This is a genomic window from Pedobacter polysacchareus, assembly GCF_019802255.1.
GTDB lineage: Bacteria > Bacteroidota > Bacteroidia > Sphingobacteriales > Sphingobacteriaceae > Pedobacter > Pedobacter polysacchareus.
In genome coordinates, this window is the sequence record NZ_JAHYSS010000001.1 from 46,015 (window position 1) to 66,597 (window position 20,583).

15 protein-coding genes and 1 tRNA gene are annotated in these 20,583 nt (G+C 40.1%); 9 read left to right on the top strand and 7 right to left on the bottom strand.

Annotation, left to right across the window (positions count from 1 at the left end; all coding sequences use genetic code 11):
• Window positions 1-60 precede the first annotated feature (60 nt).
• From K7X70_RS00205 to K7X70_RS00230, 6 genes are all read left to right on the top strand, one after another.
• Window positions 61-1,203, top strand: coding sequence for a PepSY-associated TM helix domain-containing protein (locus tag K7X70_RS00205; RefSeq protein WP_222535198.1), 1,143 nt, complete (start codon window positions 61-63; stop codon window positions 1,201-1,203).
• Between the two features lies 1 nt (window position 1,204).
• Window positions 1,205-3,634 (top strand): TonB-dependent receptor domain-containing protein, encoded by a 2,430-nt coding sequence (locus K7X70_RS00210; protein WP_222535199.1) that lies wholly within the window; start codon window positions 1,205-1,207, stop codon window positions 3,632-3,634.
• A gap of 5 nt (window positions 3,635-3,639) precedes the next feature.
• On the top strand, window positions 3,640-3,867 hold the full coding sequence (locus tag K7X70_RS00215; RefSeq protein WP_062550813.1) for a transcriptional repressor: 228 nt from the start codon (window positions 3,640-3,642) through the stop codon (window positions 3,865-3,867).
• 182 nt (window positions 3,868-4,049) lie between these two features.
• On the top strand, window positions 4,050-5,792 hold the full coding sequence (locus K7X70_RS00220; protein ID WP_222535200.1) for a sensor histidine kinase: 1,743 nt from the start codon (window positions 4,050-4,052) through the stop codon (window positions 5,790-5,792).
• Window positions 5,789-6,547, top strand: a complete 759-nt coding sequence (locus K7X70_RS00225) for a LytR/AlgR family response regulator transcription factor (RefSeq protein ID WP_255606843.1) — start codon at window positions 5,789-5,791, stop codon at window positions 6,545-6,547. The genes K7X70_RS00220 and K7X70_RS00225 overlap by 4 nt, the downstream gene beginning before the upstream one ends.
• Before the next feature lie 11 nt (window positions 6,548-6,558).
• The gene (locus K7X70_RS00230; protein ID WP_222535201.1) at window positions 6,559-8,082 is read left to right on the top strand and encodes a TlpA family protein disulfide reductase; all 1,524 of its coding nucleotides are present in this window, start codon (window positions 6,559-6,561) and stop codon (window positions 8,080-8,082) included.
• A gap of 122 nt (window positions 8,083-8,204) precedes the next feature.
• On the opposite strand, the gene K7X70_RS00235 is transcribed toward K7X70_RS00230, so the two are convergent.
• Window positions 8,205-8,756 (bottom strand): hypothetical protein, encoded by a 552-nt coding sequence (locus K7X70_RS00235; protein ID WP_222535202.1) that lies wholly within the window; start codon window positions 8,754-8,756, stop codon window positions 8,205-8,207.
• 211 nt (window positions 8,757-8,967) lie between these two features.
• Here K7X70_RS00235 and K7X70_RS00240 point away from each other — a divergent pair, with 211 nt between their 5' ends.
• Window positions 8,968-9,930 carry a cytochrome P450 gene (locus K7X70_RS00240; RefSeq protein ID WP_222535203.1) on the top strand — a complete coding sequence of 321 codons (963 nt, stop codon included), beginning with the start codon at window positions 8,968-8,970 and terminating at the stop codon, window positions 9,928-9,930.
• Here K7X70_RS00240 and K7X70_RS00245 read toward each other — a convergent pair whose 3' ends face one another.
• Window positions 9,931-10,323, bottom strand: coding sequence for a helix-turn-helix domain-containing protein (locus K7X70_RS00245; RefSeq protein ID WP_222535204.1), 393 nt, complete (start codon window positions 10,321-10,323; stop codon window positions 9,931-9,933).
• A gap of 154 nt (window positions 10,324-10,477) precedes the next feature.
• Between K7X70_RS00245 and K7X70_RS00250 the strand changes: the two genes are divergently transcribed.
• Complete coding sequence (locus tag K7X70_RS00250) at window positions 10,478-10,666, top strand: NAD(P)H-dependent oxidoreductase (RefSeq protein ID WP_222535205.1); 189 nt, start codon at window positions 10,478-10,480, stop codon at window positions 10,664-10,666.
• 193 nt (window positions 10,667-10,859) lie between these two features.
• On the opposite strand, the gene K7X70_RS00255 is transcribed toward K7X70_RS00250, so the two are convergent.
• Together K7X70_RS00255 and metG are read right to left on the bottom strand one after the other, a co-directional pair.
• Window positions 10,860-10,931: transfer RNA gene (locus K7X70_RS00255), tRNA-Arg, on the bottom strand.
• A gap of 5 nt (window positions 10,932-10,936) precedes the next feature.
• On the bottom strand, window positions 10,937-13,045 hold the full coding sequence (metG, locus tag K7X70_RS00260; protein WP_222535206.1) for a methionine--tRNA ligase: 2,109 nt from the start codon (window positions 13,043-13,045) through the stop codon (window positions 10,937-10,939).
• A gap of 40 nt (window positions 13,046-13,085) precedes the next feature.
• On the opposite strand from metG, the gene K7X70_RS00265 reads away from it, so the two are divergent.
• Window positions 13,086-13,997 carry a S66 peptidase family protein gene (locus tag K7X70_RS00265; RefSeq protein WP_222535207.1) on the top strand — a complete coding sequence of 304 codons (912 nt, stop codon included), beginning with the start codon at window positions 13,086-13,088 and terminating at the stop codon, window positions 13,995-13,997.
• Between the two features lie 124 nt (window positions 13,998-14,121).
• On the opposite strand, the gene K7X70_RS00270 is transcribed toward K7X70_RS00265, so the two are convergent.
• The 3 genes from K7X70_RS00270 to K7X70_RS00280 form a co-directional block, all read right to left on the bottom strand.
• Window positions 14,122-15,585: a RagB/SusD family nutrient uptake outer membrane protein gene (locus K7X70_RS00270; RefSeq protein WP_222535208.1), complete on the bottom strand. Its 1,464-nt coding sequence runs from the start codon at window positions 15,583-15,585 to the stop codon at window positions 14,122-14,124.
• 19 nt (window positions 15,586-15,604) lie between these two features.
• Entirely contained in the window at window positions 15,605-18,787 is a 3,183-nt protein-coding gene (locus K7X70_RS00275; protein ID WP_222535209.1) for a SusC/RagA family TonB-linked outer membrane protein, read from the bottom strand.
• Window positions 18,788-19,124: 337 nt separating this feature from the next.
• The gene (locus K7X70_RS00280; protein WP_222535210.1) at window positions 19,125-20,579 is read right to left on the bottom strand and encodes a RagB/SusD family nutrient uptake outer membrane protein; all 1,455 of its coding nucleotides are present in this window, start codon (window positions 20,577-20,579) and stop codon (window positions 19,125-19,127) included.
• Between the last annotated feature and the right edge of the window lie 4 nt (window positions 20,580-20,583).

The window sequence follows — 20,583 nt, forward strand, 5'->3', positions numbered from 1 at the left end:
AAACCCTCGGCTTTCGACGGAGTACCGGGGGTTTATCTCCTCCTATTACCTATAAACTTTATGTTCAACAAAATAAACGCATGGCTACACCTTTGGCTGGGACTGGCCTCAGGAATTGTAGTGGTTATCCTCAGCATCACTGGTTGTGTGCTGGTATTTGAACAGGAAATCAAAAGCCTCAGCCGCCCATGGCTGCATGCTGAACAACCTGCAAATGCAAAAGTATTGGCTCCTTCTATATTACACCGTGCTGTGGAGCAGGCATTACCTGGAAAACATATCGAATCAGTATGGTATCATGGTCCTGGTAGAACGGCACATTTTAACGTCCATGAGTCGGATTCTCTGGTTTATGTGAACCCGTATACTGCCGAAGTAATTGCGATGGTGGATGATGAAGATTTCTTTCACTTTATGGATGAAGGACACCGACACCTTTGGATGCCACGTGCCATTGGCCGCCAGGTGGTAGGCTGGTCTACCTTTATTTTCTTTCTGCTGACACTCAGCGGCCTCATTTTATGGTGGCCAAAGAAATGGAATAAAAGAAGTCGTGACCAGAGTTTCAAGATCAAATGGAAAGCTCGTTTTAAACGGCTAAACTACGATTTACACAATGTACTGGGTTTTTATTCTTTATTAATCGCCTTGCTAATGGCAATTACCGGTTTAGTGATGAGCTTTTCCTGGTTCGGACAAGGGGTCTACTGGTTAACAGGCGGTGAAAACAAACCCAGACAAAAAAGACAAAAGATGGAGGTTTCAGGACCATCCGTAAATACTGCGCTGCAAAATGCAGACATCATCTGGCATAAAGTAGTGAATGATATTGCCAGATATAACAAAGATCAGATCATCATCCATTTTGCTGAAAAACCTGATGAAGCAATTTATGCCTGTACAGACATGACATTAGGTTTTTGGAGAGACCTGAATTTTGATCCTTTAACCTTGGAGCTGCTGCCAAATTCGACCAAGCGTCTGGAAGACATGAAGTTTCCAGATCAGGTACGCAAGCTCAATTATGCCATTCACGTAGGTGCCATTGGCGGTTTAACCACAAAAATATTGTACTTCCTGGCCAGTTTAATTTGTGCCAGTTTACCCATTACTGGTTTCTATATCTGGTGGGGTAAAAAGAAAAAAACTAAAAAGTCTACAGCTGCAGTAAAACAGCCGAAGCAAGTTCTAAGCACTTCCTAACATGATGAAAACATATATTCTTGCCCTTCTTTGTACACTTTCTATTTCCTTCTCTATGACGGTAAAGGCCCAGAAAAATATCTATGGTAAATTACTGGACGAAAAAGCACAGCACATTCCTTTCGCTTCTGTAACCGTATTGCGGTCTGCGGATTCTGTAAAGGCTTATGCCGTGATGACAGATACGGCCGGGAACTTTGTCCTTTCCGGGGTTAAAAACGGTAAATACCTGGTAAAAGTCAGCTATATAGGCTATGAAGATTATTACTCTCCGGTAATTGAGCTGACTGCCTTGAAGAGTTTACACCACCTGGGTTCGATTCGTTTGAATGCCGACTCCAGGTTGCTAAACACAGTAAATATCAGTGGCCAGCGTCAATTAATTGAGCAAACGCTCGATAAAACGATCATGAATGTGGAGAAAAGCATCTTCGCAGAAGGCAATACGGCGCTGGAATTGCTGAACAAAGCCCCGGGTGTCACCGTCTCGGAAAATGGAGAAGTATCGCTGAAAGGAAGGTCAGGAACAACAGTGATGATCAACGGAAAACCTACTTATCTGTCCGGTGATCAGCTAGCTAATTTGCTGAGGGGAACAAATTCGTCTTCCATTTCCAGAATCGAAATCATGTCTAACCCTACTGCGCAATTTGATGCTTCAGGTAGCGGCGGGATTGTGAATATCATCATTAAAAAGAATATGCTGATCGGTTTTAATGGTAATATTTCCGGAAATATTGGTGCCGGTAAAGACATTAGAAACGGCCAAGGCATTGCACTAAGTTACCATACGACCCTGCTGAATACCTATGGAAGCTATAATGCCAACAATCAGAATCTCGAAAGTAAGCGCAATGACGAACGCCTGTTTTATAGTGACAATGGCAGTTTATTACAGCGCATCCAACAGGAAACGATGGAAAAATCAAAGCTGCGTTCCCATAATTTTAGATTCGGTATAGACCTGAACTTAAATGAGAAAAATACACTGGGCTTTTTAGTGAATGGAGCCATCGGCAAATACCCAACAGCACAGCCCAGCAGCAGTATTTTAAAAAATGCCAATGCAGAAACTTCCTGGACTGCGCTCACACAGACAAATAATAAAGAAAACTGGAGGGACCTGCTTTACAATGCAAATTATGTACATAAGTTTAATACTGATGGTCATGAACTGAAAGCCGATGTAGATTATGTTTATCATTTTTCCAAAATGCAGCAGCAGCTGGATACGCGGTATGTATTGCCTGATGGAACTGCAAACAGACTGCCTTCCGGCAGAAGGGGAAATATCCCATCCAATGATGATGTGTATGCAGCAAAAATAGATTATATCCTCCCCCTGAGTAAAAAATCAAAGCTGGAAGCAGGCTGGAAAGGTAGTTATGTGCGCACCGAAAATAACCTGCAATACGATACTTTGCAAAACCAGACTTACCTGCCTGATGGCAGTACCAGCAACCATTTTATTTATAAAGAAAATATCCAGGCCGCATATATTAACCTGAACACCGCATGGTCAAAATATCAGCTGCAGGCGGGTTTACGAACCGAATACACAAATACTAAAGGGGAACAGCTCACTTCGAATATGGTCTTTAAAAAAGATTACCTGGGTCTTTTCCCAAGTTTATTCCTGACCAGGGATTTTAATGAAAATCATCAGCTAAAGACGGGTTACAGCCGAAGGATTAAGCGCCCGGGTTATTGGGACCTGAATCCTTTCCGCGTCTACGACGATCCTTTCTCCTTTTATGAGGGAAATCCATACTTAAAACCGGCAATCGTAAATGCAGTGGAACTGGGTTATAGTTTTAAATCGCGCTATTTCGCGACCTTAAGTTATAACCATACCGGAAATGTGATTGCCGAACAGGTAGGCAGACTGGGTGATGGAACTGTCACTTTCCAACGTCCGGAAAACATTGGCTCTTTTGACAATTTCGGATGGAGTATGACGACATCTACGCAGATTTTCAAATGGTGGACTGGCAGTCAGTTTTTGAATATTTACCACAACAGGTATAAGATCAATAGCAACACCGGAACTATGATCAACAGCGGCAATACGGTTAGCCTGAATTCTCAAAATACTTTCAATCTGGGTAAAGGCTGGAAAACAGAACTGAGTGCCTTTTATATTTCAAAAGAAGTATCAGGAATCACGACAACCAAGCCATACAGCATCATTTCTTCGGGCATTCAGAAAGAAGTACTCCAAGGAAAAGGAAGCTTGAAATTTATGGTGAACGATATTTTTGAAGGCTACAGGATCAAAAGAAAGATGGCTTATGAAAATGTATTGTTCTTGAGTCGTAGTGCTTCCGACAGCAGATATGGCCTCTTATCTTTTAGCTACCGCTTTGGGGCAAAAGGGACACCATCAAATGAAAGAAGTACCAGCAGTGAAGATTTAAAAGGAAGGATGTAAAAGGAATGGAGGCAAAACATGGGATTTCCAGGATTAGCAGGGTTATTCTTCAATATATGGAGGAAAATGGAGATGGCTTAGACGCAGAAACGCTATGGCTGGAATTGCGAAAACATGGACATCGCATGTGTGTTTGCTCGGTTTACATCAATCTGAAGAAGTTAGAAAAGATGAAAAGATTGCAGAAAACACAAACCGCAGATCGGAAATATGTGTTTGCTTTAAATAAATGATAAAATGAATCAATATGACATCCAGGGGTTCTCTCTATTTGTCAGCGAAGAAATGTGATATACTTACAAAGGATCCAAATAAATCGTCAGATTCAAAATAACACCTACAAGATTCAAATCGTGATATACAAGAAGGGCGAGAAAGCCTTTACTTTGGTGTAACCTAAATATCAAAACAGCAGATGCGAACGCTCATCATCACCATATTTTTCCTTTTCTTTCAAATCTATTGCCATGCGCAAAAGCTGGAGATGAATCTGGATAGCATTAGTCCAATCCTTAAAAAGGATAAGAATGGTGATTCTATCCGCAAGTATTTCTCCAACGCATTTTATAGTCGTGAAGCCACATTTATAAAGCAGAATAACCTATTGATCTCTGCTTTCTTTTCTAATAAACTGGCGGTCAACTACCAGCATGCCCCAATGAAAATACCTCAACTGAAAACCTATTCCAATATTAGCTCGAGAGTGTATATGCAAGCATTTGATAGTTATTCAGGAAAGTATGCGGTCCCCATATTTGATTCTACCGGAATTATCGTCACTGTTAACGGGATTAATCCCGAAAATGCACAGCTATATGATTTCCGGGTATTGGAGAACAATAAAAAAGTAGTGCTACCCTGGACAAAGGTGAAATTATTTGTTGACAGCTATTGGATGACTAAGATTGCCGATTCCAGCAAAATAGACAAAGTGACAGCCTACCTTGGACAATTCAAAGCGGATTATGGGAAAGCCCTCACCTTTCAGGTACGTCAAACCAACCTCCCAGATAGCATAAACACGTCCTTATCGGCTTATTGGGTAAAATGGAAACCGAGAGTAGTTGGCGTATTTACCTTTTCCCAGCTCCCCGATTTCCTCCTCACTTTTAAGAAACAATGGGGAGATCCAAGAGAAACCAAAGACAACACCGATTGGAGTAAAGACTCGACTTTACTAAAATTGAAAAAGGAATTCCATTACAATGAAAATAACCTGATCTTCTATTTAGACGACATCATTAAGTCCAAAAATATCATTGAGTACAATCTGGTAAAAGGAAAGGATAGCACAGGCTGGACCGTAAATGACTTTGATTTTAACCTGGTATGGCTCAAGAATCTTTCGCCTGGTAAATATGACCTCAAAATACGCTATAGTGTACAAAGAATGAATGTTTGCAGTTACCCTTTTACCATACAGGCAGCCTGGTATCAAACTCTGTGGGCAAAAATAGGCTTAAGCATTCTTGCTTTACTGGCCATTGGCTTTATCTTATTGTTGTGGCGTTCAAAAAAACAGGCAGAACAGCTGAAAGCACAGGGAACCTTAAAACAGATGGTACAAACCGAGCTCAAGTCTATTCGTTCCCAATTCAATCCGCATTTTGTATTCAATGCGCTCAGTTCTATACAAGGGTTGATTACTAAAAATGATTCCGAAAATGCCTCAAAATATTTAATTGAATTCAGTAGCCTGATGCGCGATTCCTTAAAAGCAAGTACCAACGAATTTGTCAGTATCTCCACTGAAATAAAGATCCTGGAAAACTACTTAAACCTTGAAAAACTACGCTTTGGATTTAATTATCAAATAGAAAGCACTGCGCAGATCGATACACACGCAATTGAAATTCCAAGTCTGTTTTTACAGCCCCTGGTAGAAAACGCCGTTAAACACGGTATTTCTTCCCTGCAGGAAAATGGAAAACTCAGCGTATCATTTGAAAAAGCAGATAACGATATGCTGGTCCTGGTTACTGATAATGGCAAAGGCTTTAATGAGCAGGATGTATTTAACGGATTTGGATTGCAACTCACCAAAGAAAGAATCAAGCTGTTGAATCAAACCCTCAACGATCAGCATATTGAATTTTCGATGAAAAGAATTAATAACAACACACAAATAATGATAACCTTCAAAAATTGGTTAATATGATCAGAGCAATAATTATTGACGACGAAAAAAATAATATTGAGCATATCATACAACTGCTGCAAAAACACGACTTGCCAGTTGAGATTATAGGTTCGGCAACAAACGCCGACGATGGCGTTGCAGCGATCATTGCTACCAAGCCCGATTTATTATTTTTGGATATACAAATGCCAGATAAGGATGGCTTTGATGTACTCAGAGCATTACCGCACCATCAGTTTGAAGTTATTTTTGTAACGGCTTTTGACCAATACGGCATACAGGCCGTCAAGTTTTCTGCAATAGATTATCTACTCAAACCAATCAATCCTGAGGAACTAAAAGCAGCCATTACTAAAGTAGCCGCAAAACTGAACCGGAAAAAAGAAAATCTTCAACTGGAAAACTTGATGGAGCTGATCAGAGATAAGGATGCTAAAAAGGATCATAAATTAGCATTGGCCTCCACGAAAGAAATTAGGTTTGTGAATACAGAGGAAATTATCCGCTGTGAATCCTCCAATGCTTACACTGAATTCTATTTGACTGATGGAAAAAACATCTTGGTTTCCAAGCCCATTTTTGAGTACGAAGAGCTCCTGGCCAATTATGATTTTATACGATGCCATCAATCCCATTTAGTCAATAAAAAATACATTAAAAGTCTGGTCAAAGAAGACAGCGGATACCTTTTACTCAATGATGCCACCCGCATTCCGATCTCCAGAGCCAAAAAAGAGAACGTCATAAAAGCCTTACACACCCTAAAGAAATAACCCCTAACGCTATGAAACAACTCCTATTCTTCCTCGCATTTTTCTATTGCAGTACCCTAGCTGCCCAAAACAGTTCTCCAATCTCGATAGAGGACAAAAAGATGGATGCTTATCTTCTCCATCGAAAACCCGCAGTATTGACTATCCAGGTAAAGAACCTTCCTGATAGTATTAAAAAAGTACATGTAAAATATACACTTGTACAGCTAGGCGCAGGATTCCAAGTGAATAAATTTACAGAGACCGATGCAAAAGGTTTATCAAAAATTACCCTTGATCAAAATTTACCTTACCAACAAATCTGGTTAACTGTAGGCAATTATTTGTATACCGGGATTTATGTCAATACAGGATTGACGGTTACAATTGATCTCAATAAGACATTAAAAAAAGACGTATTTATGATTGCTGATGGGGTAGAATATTCAGGAGATGACGGAAAACTGAATACAGCAATGAATAAAAATGTATTGTTCAAAAGAAAGGAAAAAGAACTTTTGCAAAACACTTTCCGTACCCTCCGCGATTCCAGAAGAAAATCTACTGAGGCGACTTTCCTCTCTAAAATCGACTCTGTCCAACAACAGCTGACCCAAATAGACCAGGAGTTCCTGACCGAATTTCCAGATTACAGCTGGGCAGTCAAAAATGAAACTTTGTCGGAATTTTACGGGAATCTTTGTGTCTCCTATTGGAATGATGATATGCCGGAGAAACTCTTTAAAGAAGTGACTGCCCACCAACCATATTTTACAAGTAATGATGGCGCTTTGTATTATAGATACCTTAAGACCTATACAGCATCCAGAAAAGCTGATAAAAGAGTCCTACAAAATACCCTGGCTTTGTTCGACAGTTTGTACACGGCACAGAAATCTGATCTATTAAAATTAAATCTTTTAGAATCAGAGAAAGATAAATTTACAACATCTTACCCCTTAATTATCAATAGCATCAAAACTGCATGGGGCAAAAACATAGCCACAAAAGAATTGGCAAAGGCCAATGCCGGTCAAAAGAAGATAGACAGCTTATTTGCCTTATCTACAAAACCAGCAACATCCAATATTGGGATTCCATTAATGAAGTTACCTTTTGAAGCAAACCTATACCAATTAGATACAGTAACAGACATTAATGATTTCATCATTAGCCTAAAATCAAAATTCGCTAAAAAAGCCATCATCATAGACTTCTGGGCCACTTGGTGCGGTCCATGTATTGCCGATTTACCTAGCAGTAAAAGCCTGCATGAGGGCAACAAAGATTTACCTATTGAATACGTTTACCTATGCACTACGGGAGGTTCTGATCTGGAACTCTGGAAAAAAAGAATCGCAACGATGGAAATCCCAGGGACGCATATCTTCGTCAACGAAAAAATCGTCGCCCAGTTAAAAACGGCTTTTAATGCAGAAGGTGGATTCCCAACTTATGTGGCTATTGACATCAATGGTCAGGTAAAGCCAAAAGCAATCACCTACATGGGCGCTTTAAATAGAGAATCTTTAAAAAAAGCGGTCGGAATTAACTAATTTAAATCCTATCATTTCCGTTAAGACCTCATCTTTCTAGATCTAAACTAACAAAAACCTCCAGGTTCGTAATCTGGAGGTTTTTTTAGACTCGTTCAAAACTAACTTATATGATTAGTTAATTAAAACATCGCTAGTGTTAGTCCGACAGAAGCTCCACCAAAGCTTCTGATGGCATTAATATCTCCATGTACAGAACAATTTAAGGCAATACCCCGACTCACATGAAAAATATACCTGGCTTCTAAAGGAAGTCCAACCGTAACCTTTTCTATATAACGCTGCCTCTGATCTGGGTGGATGATGGGTACCCGCTCATCTTTTTTTACGTCAGTAACCAACGCGAGACCTGTACCAAATTGAATTTCCTGCTGCTTAAAAAATCGCAACCTTTTTCCCATCATCAAACAGATATCAGACATTCCAAGATTTGACTTGTCCTCTTCTCTATTCGCAAATTCGTCTTTCTCCGGAAGCATCGTTACCTTGATCTGATAATAATTCTTATTCATCATCACTGTTAAGAGGCCCTGGATAAAAGACTTATTTTTAAAATCCCGTCCAAATTCTGCACCTAGATAGAAATTGTTGTATTCATCATCTTCAACATCCTGAGCAAAAGAGATAAGTGGTAGACATAAGCTACAAACGATACCGATTAATATTCTTTTCATCATACATTGGTTTTAGATTCTTAAACCAAATGTAAATGCCTGAAAACAATTAGATTATTATTAAAAGATATGATAAAATAGAAAAATAATCTTTTAAATTAGTTTGATGATCCTTATCATTATGAATTAATTTATTAAATGAATTACAACACCAAAAAGGAACTATAAAATAAAAAAACAGGGATAAAATAACGTTAGATAATAATCTTTTATGACAGACATTCAGGCAAATTTTATTGAAAGGCTTAAATCGGCGCTGCCCGCTTATCAAAATCCAGCGCAAAGTATATCGGAGTGTTTAAACATCAGCTTGAATGAGTCGTACAAAAAGATCAGGAATAAAAGCGCACTTACCTTGCAGCAACTAATTAAGCTTGCTGATCAGTTCAAAGTGCCCCTAATTTATCACCCAGAAGAAGTACCCACGGTAACTTTTAGCTATTCAAAAATAGCAGAAGAAGGCAGTAATATGGTCGTTTATCTCCAAGATCTATTACAGAACCTGAGGCAGATCCATGCAGCAAAACAAAAACAGCTGACTATCGTTACAGATGATATTCCCCTATTCCACCTCTTCAAATACCCAGAACTAGCAGCATTTAAATTATTTTTCTGGTTCGAAAGCATCAGCAGTCAGCCTCAGAAATTCAGCAGAGAATTAATTACAGAAGAGATCTTATCCATTACACAACAGCTGCAGCAAATTTACCTGGAGATCCCTAGTATAGAGATATGGTCAAAGAATGCCATTCATGGGAGTCTGGAGCAGATTCGCTATGCTTTTGAAGCTGGTTATATCAGTGATAAAGCCCTGGCGGAAGAGCTTGTCGTGCAATTGCGTTATTGCCTGACCGATATCAATATGTACGCCACAAGCAGTAAAAAGACCATTGATGCTGCTCATACTTTTAATTGGTACAGCTGCGACGTATTGGGTACTATTGCTTATTTAGCCGAAGCCGATGGAACTACCGCCTGTTTCAATCGCTTTAATACTTTTAATTTTCTGAAGACAGAAGACCATAATTATTGCAGTCAGACCAAAATATGGATGCAAAGTCTGATGCGAAAATCTGTTTCTTTTAGCGGGCAGGGCGAAAAACACCGGAACAAGTATCTCTATCAAGCCTTTCAGGAATGCGATGCTTTGATCAGGGAAATTGCTGAAGATTAATTAAGCAATATTTATTTTCCAGCCAAACCCAAATTCTTCTGCGATTTCATGGACACGTCTGTCGCTAAATCGAAGCCGGTGTTCAATCAGTCGAATTCGATAGGAAGAAATGTAATGCTGAATACTTTCTGCACATTGGTCACGAAAATAACTCCCGAGGTAGGTTGGTGATATGGAAAATTTTTCAGCGATTGCGGCAATTTTCAATCTACCCGGCTGTCGGATGTTCTCTTGAATATAATCTAGAATCTGCAGGATGCGTGCATCGGCATTGGGCAAAATATGTTCCGGTCTGACCACAGAAATACTTCTTGCAGCGATAACGATAATTGCATTCACTAAATGGCGCTTCAGGTCTTCATTATATAGATTATCATGCGCTATGGCATGCATTGTATGCCAGCAAATTACAGGAGGCAGCTATTTCCGTAGATCTACTCGAGATAAAAGGAGCGGTACATGCCTTCGATTTTTTTCCCTGCACATTGAGCAACAATTTTTATACGCAGCAAGTTGAATTGCTAAAACAAATTTTAGATCAGAAATAATGAAAAACATCTTAGTCATCAATGGACATCCAGATAAAGAAAGTTTCAATGAAGCCATCGCACAATCTTACCTCAAATCGGCTATCACAGCAGGTGCAGAAGTGAGATACATCGCCATCAGAGAATTAAAATTCAATCCAAATTTACAATTTGGTTATCGCATGGTTCAAGCGGTCTTGTTCAATTGAAGAAAGGCATATTGGAATACTGTGGTATAGCTTATATACAAACCGATTTTATAGGCCCTCTGTATGAACTATCTGAATCTGACAGAAAAAATTGGTTAGAAAAGATAGGACACATTGCCAAGAATGATAGTTTGCTATAAAACATAAAAGGCTGCAATCATTGAGTTTGCAGCCTTTTACTAATTTTAACAAGTGGTCCCGACGAGAATCGAACTCATATCTAAAGTTTAGGAAACTTCTATTCTATCCGTTGAACTACGGGACCAGAACCTACCTGATTACGCTGCCATTACCATGGTTTGCTACAGGAGCCACAAAAGTAAGTTTTCCTTCTGAATTTTCAGACATTAAAATCATTCCTTGTGACAAAATTCCTTTTATTTCTCTTGGTGCAAGATTTACGACCAAACTTACCTGCTGACCAACAATATCTTCCGGCTTAAAAAACTCTGCGATACCGGATACTACAGTACGCTGATCGATGCCAGTATCTACTGTTAATTTCAGCAGCTTTTTAGTTTTTTCTACTTTCTCTGCAGCGATGATGGTTGCAACGCGGATATCAATCGCACCAAACTGCTCAAACTGAATGTTTTCCTTTGCAGGAGCAACTTCAGCGGTAGTCAATAAGTTATCAGATTTACTTTTATTTAATTTGTCAATCTGTGCCTGAACCTCTTCATCTTCGATTTTCTCAAACAACAATACCGGCTCATTCAACTGGTGACCGCGGTGCAGTAAATTCACTTTACCTGCATCTTCCCACTGGTGACCGCCATAATTCAGCATCTTCATCAGCTTATCTGCCGTGAAAGGCAAGAATGGCTCAATCAGGATCTCAATATTAGCCGCTATCTGTAAACTGATATTTAAGATTGTACGCACCCTATCTTCGTCCGTTTTGATCACTTTCCAAGGCTCTGTTTCCGCCAGGTACTTGTTACCTAAACGCGCCACATTCATCACCTCCGTTAAAGCCTCTCTAAAGCGATAATTTTCAATTGATGCACTGATCTTAGCAGGATAAGCAGCAAGCTCATCCATTACCGCCACATCAACCGGCGTGATCTCCATGCACATGGGCACCTTACCTGCAAAATATTTATGCGTCAATACAGTTACCCTGTTGATGAAATTCCCAAGAATTGCCACCAGCTCATTGTTATTTCTTGCCTGAAAATCTTTCCAGGTAAAATCATTATCCTTTGTTTCAGGAGCGGTAGCCGTCAATACATAACGCAGCACATCCTGTTTACCTTTAAACTCTTCCAGGTATTCGTTCAGCCAAACTGCCCAATTTTTAGAGGTAGAAATCTTCTGGCCTTCTAAATTCAGGAACTCATTTGCCGGCACATTATCCGCTAAAATGTAATCTCCATGTGCCATTAACATCGCAGGGAAAATAACACAATGGAACACTATATTGTCTTTACCAATGAAGTGAACCAATTTCGTCTCTTCATCTTTCCAATAATCTTCCCAGTTGCCTTTATTTAAGCCTGTTTTATTGATATAATATTCTTCTGCTTTAGGATTCCATACATCCAGACGGGCATATTCGAACAGCTCCTTAGTGGCCGAAATATAGCCGATAGGCGCATCAAACCATACATAAAGCACTTTTCCTTCTGCATCTTTAACCGGAACTTTTACACCCCAGTCTAAATCTCTGGTCATTGCACGAGGCTGTAAACCTGCATTCAACCAGGACTGACATTGTCCGTAAACATTTGGTTTCCACTCTTTATGACTTTCAATATAAGTTCTCAATTGATCCTCATATTTATCCAGTGGTAAGAACCAGTTCTTAGTCTCTTTCCTTACTGGTTTTTCGCCAGAAAGTGTCGATTTAGGATTGATCAGGTCTGTTGCATTTAATGTACTGCCACAGCTCTCACATTGATCACCATAAGCATTCTCATTTCCGCATTTCGGACAAGTTCCTGTGATATATCTATCTGCCAGGAAAGTCTGCGCCTTCTCATCATAATATTGCTCTGTCACCTCTTCGGTAAAAACCCCTTTTTCATAAAGGTTTTCAAAGAATTCTGAAGCGGTCTGATGGTGCATCAAAGAAGAAGTACGGTGATAAATGTCAAAAGAAACACCGAAATCCCTAAAGGAGTCGCCAATGATTTTATGGTATTTATCAACGATCACCTGAGGACTAACCCCTTCCCTTTTAGCTTTAAGGGTAATAGGCACGCCATTCTCATCCGATCCACAAATAAACTTCACATCTCTCTTATTCGAACGCAAATACCTCACATAGGTATCCGCAGGCAAATAAACACCAGCAAGGTGTCCAATATGCACTGGCCCATTTGTATAAGGCAAAGCGGCCGTAACCGTATATCTCTTTATTTTACTATTATCCAAAACTATTTTTATTATTTTGTCAAATATAAGTGTTTTACCTATGATTAAGCAGCCGCCATATTTAAAAAAAGGAGACAAAATTGGAATCAGCTCTCCTGCCAAGAAATTAACAGCAGACCTGAGCAAAGCGATCGCCATTTTAGAAGGCTGGGGGCTGCAGGTAGTCCTTGGCGAAAATGTTTATGCTGCGCATGATCAATTCGCAGGTACAGATGAGCAAAGGCGAAAAGACCTGCAAACCTTTTTAGACGATCCGGAAATCAAAGCCATCTTCGCTTCCAGAGGCGGTTATGGCACCATCAGAATTGTTGATGAGCTTGATTTTAGTCCATTCAAATCAGCAGTACCAGATGATCAATCCAAATGGATCATTGGTTTCAGTGACATTACCATCCTGCTTTCTCATACTTTCGCCCAAGCCTACACCCAAAGCATCCATGGTCAAATGCCTAAAACATTTGAAACCGGCACAGCTGAATCATTGGAATCGCTAAGAAAAGCATTATTTGGAGAACCACAAACTTACAGCTATAGCAGTGATTTCGAAAACAAACCCGGTAATACAGAAGGAATCCTGATTGGTGGAAACTTAACTTTATTAATCGCTTCGGAAGGTTCCAGTTCTGCATTCGACTATACGGATAAAATCCTTTTCCTGGAAGATGTAGGGGAACATGAATATGCAATCGATAGGATGATAAGAGCGCTGAAAAGAAGTGGTAAACTGGCCAAATTAAAAGGATTAATTATTGGTGCATTTAATGGGTATGAGGTAGAAGAACTTCCATTCGGACAAAGTCCGGAACAAATCATACAAGAAATCGTAAAGGATTATGATTATCCTGTTTGTTATAACTTCCCTGTAGGCCATATTGATGATAATCGAGCCATGGTGATCGGAAAACCTGCGCAGCTTTCTGTGGAAGTTCATCAGGTTAAATTCAGCTTTTAAAGAACATCATATCTGACACCTCAGTAGCATTTGGTTCCAACCAGTTTTCAGGAGATATCCTATAAAAACAGGGGCAGTTCTTTCGAAATGCCCCTGTTTTATTTACTTTCTATCGACACAAGTATTAGTTGTCTGTCATCAATTTATTCAACGACAATTCATCAGAAGAAATTGGCCAGATATAGCCAGGTTCAGTAGGTCCTTTTCCAGGAGCACCACCTTTACCAGGAATAGGCAGCAACAAACGAGTTAAATCAGGAGCTCTTAATCCTTCCCCTAAAAACTCTATTCTTCTTTCATTCAACAAAGCGGTAGTAAAATCAGCCACATTTGCCGGCGCCAAAACTGTAGTTGCATCTGAACGCTGACGTACCGCATTCAACAGCAGCAAAGCTTGTGCATCCACAGTATTTGTGCTTCTCACACGCGCTTCCGCAAGATTCAGCAATACCTCTGGCCAACGAATCACCGGAGCCCAGTCTGTGTATGGATTAGGAGCCGTAAATTTTGAAACAAACTGTTTTCCACTTGTCGCTTTAAAAACCAGACTTCTTCTCTTATCGGTCGCTTTCCAATTTGCATCAGCCACTATACCAGTCGCATTGAGTGAAAACTCCGTAACTCCTGGTGTAGCATTCGTAAAATAGAAATAACTCGCTAATGAATTCTGTGTACCTGGATAATCCAATGGTGATGCGCTCGTGCTCATCGGCAATGAAAACACAGATTCTGTAGTTGTGTAAGGACTTTTAAATACAGTCGTGATATCCGCTTGCATCTCATTAGCCACTCCTGAAGTGGCTTTGAATGGTGCAACAGCAGGAACAATCTTGTTGGCTTCAAGAATCACTTCAGGATATTTACCCATTGATAAATATACCCTTGTTTTTAAGGCAATTGCTGTATTTTTATGAGCTCTTGTCGTATTTAAAAGCGCATTCCCATTAGTAGACTTCAGATTTGTTTCTGCAAAATCTAAATCCGCAAGTACCTGCTTATAAATATCCGCAACTGAACTTCTGGCGAGATCAGAAAAACCTGGACCGGTAATCCCGGTTAATCTCAATGGCAAACCTGGTTTAGTTCCATTACCATCTGCATACGGACGAGCGTACAACTGCAATAAACTATAATAAGTAAGCGCCCTAACCAGTCTTGCTTCGGCAATATAACCAGCAGCAGCAGCTTCACCTACCACACTGATACCTTTTGAGGCCATTCCTTCAATAAACACATTACACCTGTTGATGGTCAAATAACCTTGCAACCATAATGTTTTTACAGATGTAGCACTATTGGCTACGTTCATGTTCCATACATCGGAGGCTGTCACCAGATTTGAGGTTTCATTGATAAAATCCTCTCCTCTAACATTTCCATATACCAAATAACGTCCTCCATATAGATTCCCATTTTTAAGTGAACCATATAAAGAAACCGCCTGGCTCTCGATACGGAATGGTGTATCAAAAGCAAACTCAATTGAAACAGTCGTTTCAGGAACAGGATTTAACAACTCCCTTTTGCAGGAGCCAGACAAGACCGCTATCGTAGTCAGTGTCGCTATATATAAATTTCTTTTCTTCATGATTGATAATTTTTGAGCCTTAAAAACCTAGACTTAGCCCCATTGTGTACGTTCTTGCGTTAGGTCCTGAATTTCTGTCAGAACCCTGTCCTGCAGCATTCACGCCATTCGAAGCCACCTCAGGATCTGGTCCTGGGTATTTGGTAATGATGGCCAAATTCTGTCCTGACACATAAAACCTTAAATTACTAAGTTTGTATTTGCTTAAAAGCGCACTTGGAATCGTGTAACCTAGAGATACATTTCTAAGCTTTACAAAATCACCTTTGAACACATTGATGTCTAAAGGAATCGTATTTCCGTAAGAAACATTATCACCATATACTGCCCTTGGGAAATCCGTTTCCTGACCTGCCTGCTGCCATCTACCCAATACATCAACCGCATTGTTCCAGAAACGTTGGTCATGCAAACCTGCATTTGTTCCATAAGACACATAGAATCCCAATTGATAAGTGAACATCACGTTCAGGTCAAACCCTTTATAACGAAAAGTATTGTCAAATCCACCATAAACTTTTGGAGCAGTATTTTTATACATTACCGCATCTGCAGATTGTGTAATCGCAGGAGCGGAACTATTATCGTCCAAATATCTCCAATTAGGTTGATTCAGCGGATTGATGTGCTGATAAGTTACTTTTCTTCCTGCAGCATTAATAAAGATTCTTCTTCCGGTTGCTGGATCTACACCACCTGTTCTCACCACATAAAGATAACCCAGAGAATAGCCAGGAGCAGTTCTGTTTACGTTCTCTCCGGTAGCGGTACTACCTGTTGCATAGATGATCTCATTTAAACCGGGAGCCAATGCAGTCACCTCATTTTTATTAAAGGAGATGTTAAAATTACTGGTCCAGCTAAAATCATTGGTCATGACTGGCTTTCCAGAAATGGCAAGCTCAAAACCTCTATTATACATGCTACCTGCGTTCATTAAAATACTGCTTGGAACACCCGTTGAAGGTGACTGAGGAACATTTATAATCAAGCCATCAATGTTATTTTTATAATAAGCAACCTCTGCAGTCAGGCGGTCATTTAACACGCCGAAATTGAAACCTATGTCTGTTTTCTTACTGGTTTCCCATTTCAGATCCTTGTTACCTGCAGCATTATAAACTGAAGTAGGCGTACCTCCATATAATCCAGGAGAGAGGGTCGTAAAAGTTGCATAATTAGGGATACCAGCAACATTTCCTACTTTACCATAACTTCCTCTTAGCTTGAAACTGCTAAAGATATCGGACATGTCTGAATTCTGCCAGAAATTTTCTTTAGTAATTTCCCATCCTGCAGATGCTCCCCAGAATGTTCCTTTTTTCTGACCAAGTGCAGAATATTCATCCTGTCTTAAGTTTGCACTTAAGAAATACTTTCCGTCATAGTTATAATTTAGACGACCAAAATACGAAAGCAAATAATTTTCCTCTCTAATCATTAAAGTAGAATTGTTCAGCGTAAATCCTGCTTGAACATTGTCATAAAGAGGATCTGTTAAACCTTGACGGTCAATTCCAAAGCCACGAACCGTGTTTCTTTGCTGCTCCTGACCGACTAATAAATTGAAATTATGTTTATCTACACTATAAACCGCATTAGCAGTGTTTGTCCAGGTCCAGTTCTTTCTTTTTCTAAAACCAGCAATTCCTTCTCCGCCAGGGCCTTGTCCTGAACCATGAATCGGGTTATAAAAAATATCATTGTCACTGCCGATATAGTCAATCCCATAAACCGAGCGTAAGTTTAACCATTTGAATGGATTAACCTGAATATAGGCATTGGACTGTACATGATCCGTCTCGTTATTTTCTCTGTTTTTCTCGAGAATCTGTACGAAATTATAGAAGCCCACCTGATTACTAGCCACCACATTGTTCATCGGACCCACAAAAGTTCCACCCAGATTATAAGATCCATCATTGTTATAAGGAGAAACATTGGGTGCATTAACCACTGCTGTTCTTGCGATCCCTGCTGTGCCATAGGCCTCACCAGATAATGATCCGCTGCTAATTGCAGCTAAATTCTGCTCATTGGAGTAAGAAAGTTTTCCACCGATCCATAAATAATCGTTGATCTTACTGTCAATATTAAACAGGGCATTCATTCTTTTGAAATCATTCTTTTCATAGATACCCTGTTGTTTCGTGTATCCTGCCCCCAAGTAATACTTGGTTGCTTCCGTACCACCGGATACATTGACGTTGTGGCTCTGAGAAAAACCTGTGCGATAGGCATAATCCAACCAATTTGTATTGATCGGTGAGCCATCAGGTCCATTCGTTAATGCAAATTTTGGAAGGGTAGACACCGTACCTAGCTGAAAATTAACACTTCCTGGTCTGATGCTGTTTGCATTGGCAACCGCTTCATTTTTATAGTCGGTATATTGAAAAGCATCCAATAATTTCGGAAGGCGGTAAGGGCTTGACCAGCCTACCCAGGCATCATAACCTACTCTTGGTGCACCTGTTTTTCCTTTTTTAGTCGTCACAAAAACTACCCCATTGGCCGCACGACTACCATAAATAGCCGTAGAAGCGGCATCTTTTGCAATGTCAATACTTTCAATGTCATTCGGATTGATACTAGATAATGGATTGGAGGCCGTAGCAGTCAGAGACTGATCTCCTGTAGTCGCTACAATCCCATCAATCACAAACAATGGCTGAGAGCTTAGTGATACTGAGTTCGTACCCCGAATCCTAAATACCGGAGGTGCATTTAATACCCCTGTAGGAACCGTGATCTGTACACCAGAAGCTCGTCCGGCCAAACCTGATTCAAAACTTTGAACTGGTTTCTCTGCAATTGCTGCACCGCTCACAGAAGCGGTACTTCCGGTAATCTCTCCTCTTTTCTGGGTACCGTAACCAACAACCACCAATTCATTCAAATCCTGTGAATCACTTTGCATGCCGGCATTGACCACATTGGCACTTCCTAAGGGCCTTGTAAGCGTTACATAGCCAAGATAAGAGAATTCCAAGGCGGTTATTCCTGAAGGTACTTTAATGGAATAACGTCCATCTGAGGCCGATTGAGTACCACCTTTGCCGCCTTTTGGCCGAATGGTTACCCCTGGTAGTGGCTTTCCGTCGCCGCTATCCGTAACTGTTCCTGTGATTGTTCGCTCCTGTGCCATCGCGGATCCCGCAACAAACAACAGAATGAACAAACTCTGTAGAAGTTTCTTCATAAAATATAATTTAGGTTAGTTAATAGTTCTCTTAAGATATGTAACATTCGCGATATTTTTCAATGTTTTATCATTTTATTGTCTTTTTTACACAAAAACACAATAAAAGTCAAAAACCTGAACAGATGGCGTTTACAAAAAACCCTTCCAGCGCTATTAAAACCCAATTATTTCATGAAATCCTAGTTTTCAGACCCTTATAATTATTTTCAATAATTCATTGCCGGTTTTGTTAAAAACATCATCAAAATAAAACGGCTGATCCTCCCAGAATGAAAGATCAGCCGTTTTGTTTAAAGCAATACTCCGGAAATTTCCGAAAATTCAGGATAAGGTACTAGTTTGGGTTCTGAATCAACACTCCATTTGAGGCATTAATGGAAACCTGATCAATAGGTAATTGGAATTTATCAGATCCGGCAGGAAGCAGTACTTTTCTGTACGGGCGACCGGTTCCATCTGCTCTGTCACCATAAACTGCATTTCTAACTACGGGTAAGTTTTTACGTTTCAGGTCTACAAAGCGATCGCCTTCAAAAGCGAGCTCTAACCTTCTTTGTAAAGCTATGGCTGCCTGCAAAGCTGTTCCCCGCTCCCCACCTGCTATAAAATCAGTATAACGTTTTGACCTCAGGTTATCTAAATCGGCAAGCGCCAGTCCATCATCACCTGGGATATTGCTATAGGCTTCTGCCCTATTTAATAATACTTCAGCAACACGCATGAGTTTTATATCTACTACGTTCAGATTTCCAGAAGCCCTGCCTTCGTATTTACTTACATAATTGAGCAGAATATCTTCATTTGTTTTCTGAGTAAAGTAAGCTACTTTTCTAACATCCGTTGTCTTGTACAAGTTGTAAAAGTCGAAAGCCGGCACTTGCTCCGCTCTGGCATTTTGGCCTAAAACGATACCTGGAGTAAGCCTATTCACATCAAGAACAGCTAACTTGAACAATACACCTGCATCAGTAGCATCTTTCCAAATCCCTGGGAATTCGCTCAATGAGCCTGCATCTCCGTTAATTGCTAAGGCATTGCTACTTGCAGTCACACATTTATCCCATTCCCCGCGGTATAAATACACCCTCGATAAATAGCCATAAACTGCCGCCTTAGACAAACGTCCTTTTGCTTTAACGCCGGACAGGTTATCAATTAAGCCCGCTGCTTTTTCTAAATCATCTCTGATTTGATCATAATTACTTTTTACCGTTGCTCTGGCCGGATTATCCGTCACCAATTGAACCGTTTTGATATAAGGAATACCTAAATCCACAGCTGAAGCATTGGTATAAGTTTTACCGAATAACCTCAGCATATCAAAATGTACAATCGCTCTGACTGCTAACGCCTGCCCTTCAACATCAGCCCTTGAACCATCTTTAAGGTGCTCAATTTTTGCTAAAATTGCATTTGCAGCTCTGATGATGCTGTAACCGTCCTGGTAGAAATTAGTAGTCGCTAAGCCATTGTAATCCCAATTCTGATAAACCAAACCTGTTTGTCGGCCACCGCTGTAGCTGATCGCATTATCCGCAAGGATGTCATTTGAAGCAATGAAATTAAAATTATCAGTACCACCATAGTAATCATTGGGGACATAAGCCGCCTGATTTCCTTTAGACAGCATTCTTAAATACATTCCTCTCGCTGCCGCCGCAAAATCGCTTGGGCTGATCAAGGCTTGTTCATCAGTTACGGCATTGAATGGCTTTAAGTCTAATTGTTTTTTACAGGAAGTAAAAGCGATTACAGCCATCAATCCCGTTAATATATAAATACGTTTCATCTTT

Coding starts and splice junctions, on each gene's coding strand:
- K7X70_RS00205 (WP_222535198.1), top strand. CDS start 61: ATGTTCAACAAAATAAACGCATGGCTACACCTTTGGCTGGGACTGGCC.
- K7X70_RS00210 (WP_222535199.1), top strand. CDS start 1,205: ATGATGAAAACATATATTCTTGCCCTTCTTTGTACACTTTCTATTTCC.
- K7X70_RS00215 (WP_062550813.1), top strand. CDS start 3,640: ATGGAGGCAAAACATGGGATTTCCAGGATTAGCAGGGTTATTCTTCAA.
- K7X70_RS00220 (WP_222535200.1), top strand. CDS start 4,050: ATGCGAACGCTCATCATCACCATATTTTTCCTTTTCTTTCAAATCTAT.
- K7X70_RS00225 (WP_255606843.1), top strand. CDS start 5,789: ATGATCAGAGCAATAATTATTGACGACGAAAAAAATAATATTGAGCAT.
- K7X70_RS00230 (WP_222535201.1), top strand. CDS start 6,559: ATGAAACAACTCCTATTCTTCCTCGCATTTTTCTATTGCAGTACCCTA.
- K7X70_RS00235 (WP_222535202.1), bottom strand. CDS start 8,756: ATGAAAAGAATATTAATCGGTATCGTTTGTAGCTTATGTCTACCACTT.
- K7X70_RS00240 (WP_222535203.1), top strand. CDS start 8,968: ATGACAGACATTCAGGCAAATTTTATTGAAAGGCTTAAATCGGCGCTG.
- K7X70_RS00245 (WP_222535204.1), bottom strand. CDS start 10,323: ATGCATGCCATAGCGCATGATAATCTATATAATGAAGACCTGAAGCGC.
- K7X70_RS00250 (WP_222535205.1), top strand. CDS start 10,478: ATGAAAAACATCTTAGTCATCAATGGACATCCAGATAAAGAAAGTTTC.
- K7X70_RS00265 (WP_222535207.1), top strand. CDS start 13,086: ATGATTAAGCAGCCGCCATATTTAAAAAAAGGAGACAAAATTGGAATC.
- K7X70_RS00270 (WP_222535208.1), bottom strand. CDS start 15,585: ATGAAGAAAAGAAATTTATATATAGCGACACTGACTACGATAGCGGTC.
- K7X70_RS00275 (WP_222535209.1), bottom strand. CDS start 18,787: ATGAAGAAACTTCTACAGAGTTTGTTCATTCTGTTGTTTGTTGCGGGA.
- K7X70_RS00280 (WP_222535210.1), bottom strand. CDS start 20,579: ATGAAACGTATTTATATATTAACGGGATTGATGGCTGTAATCGCTTTT.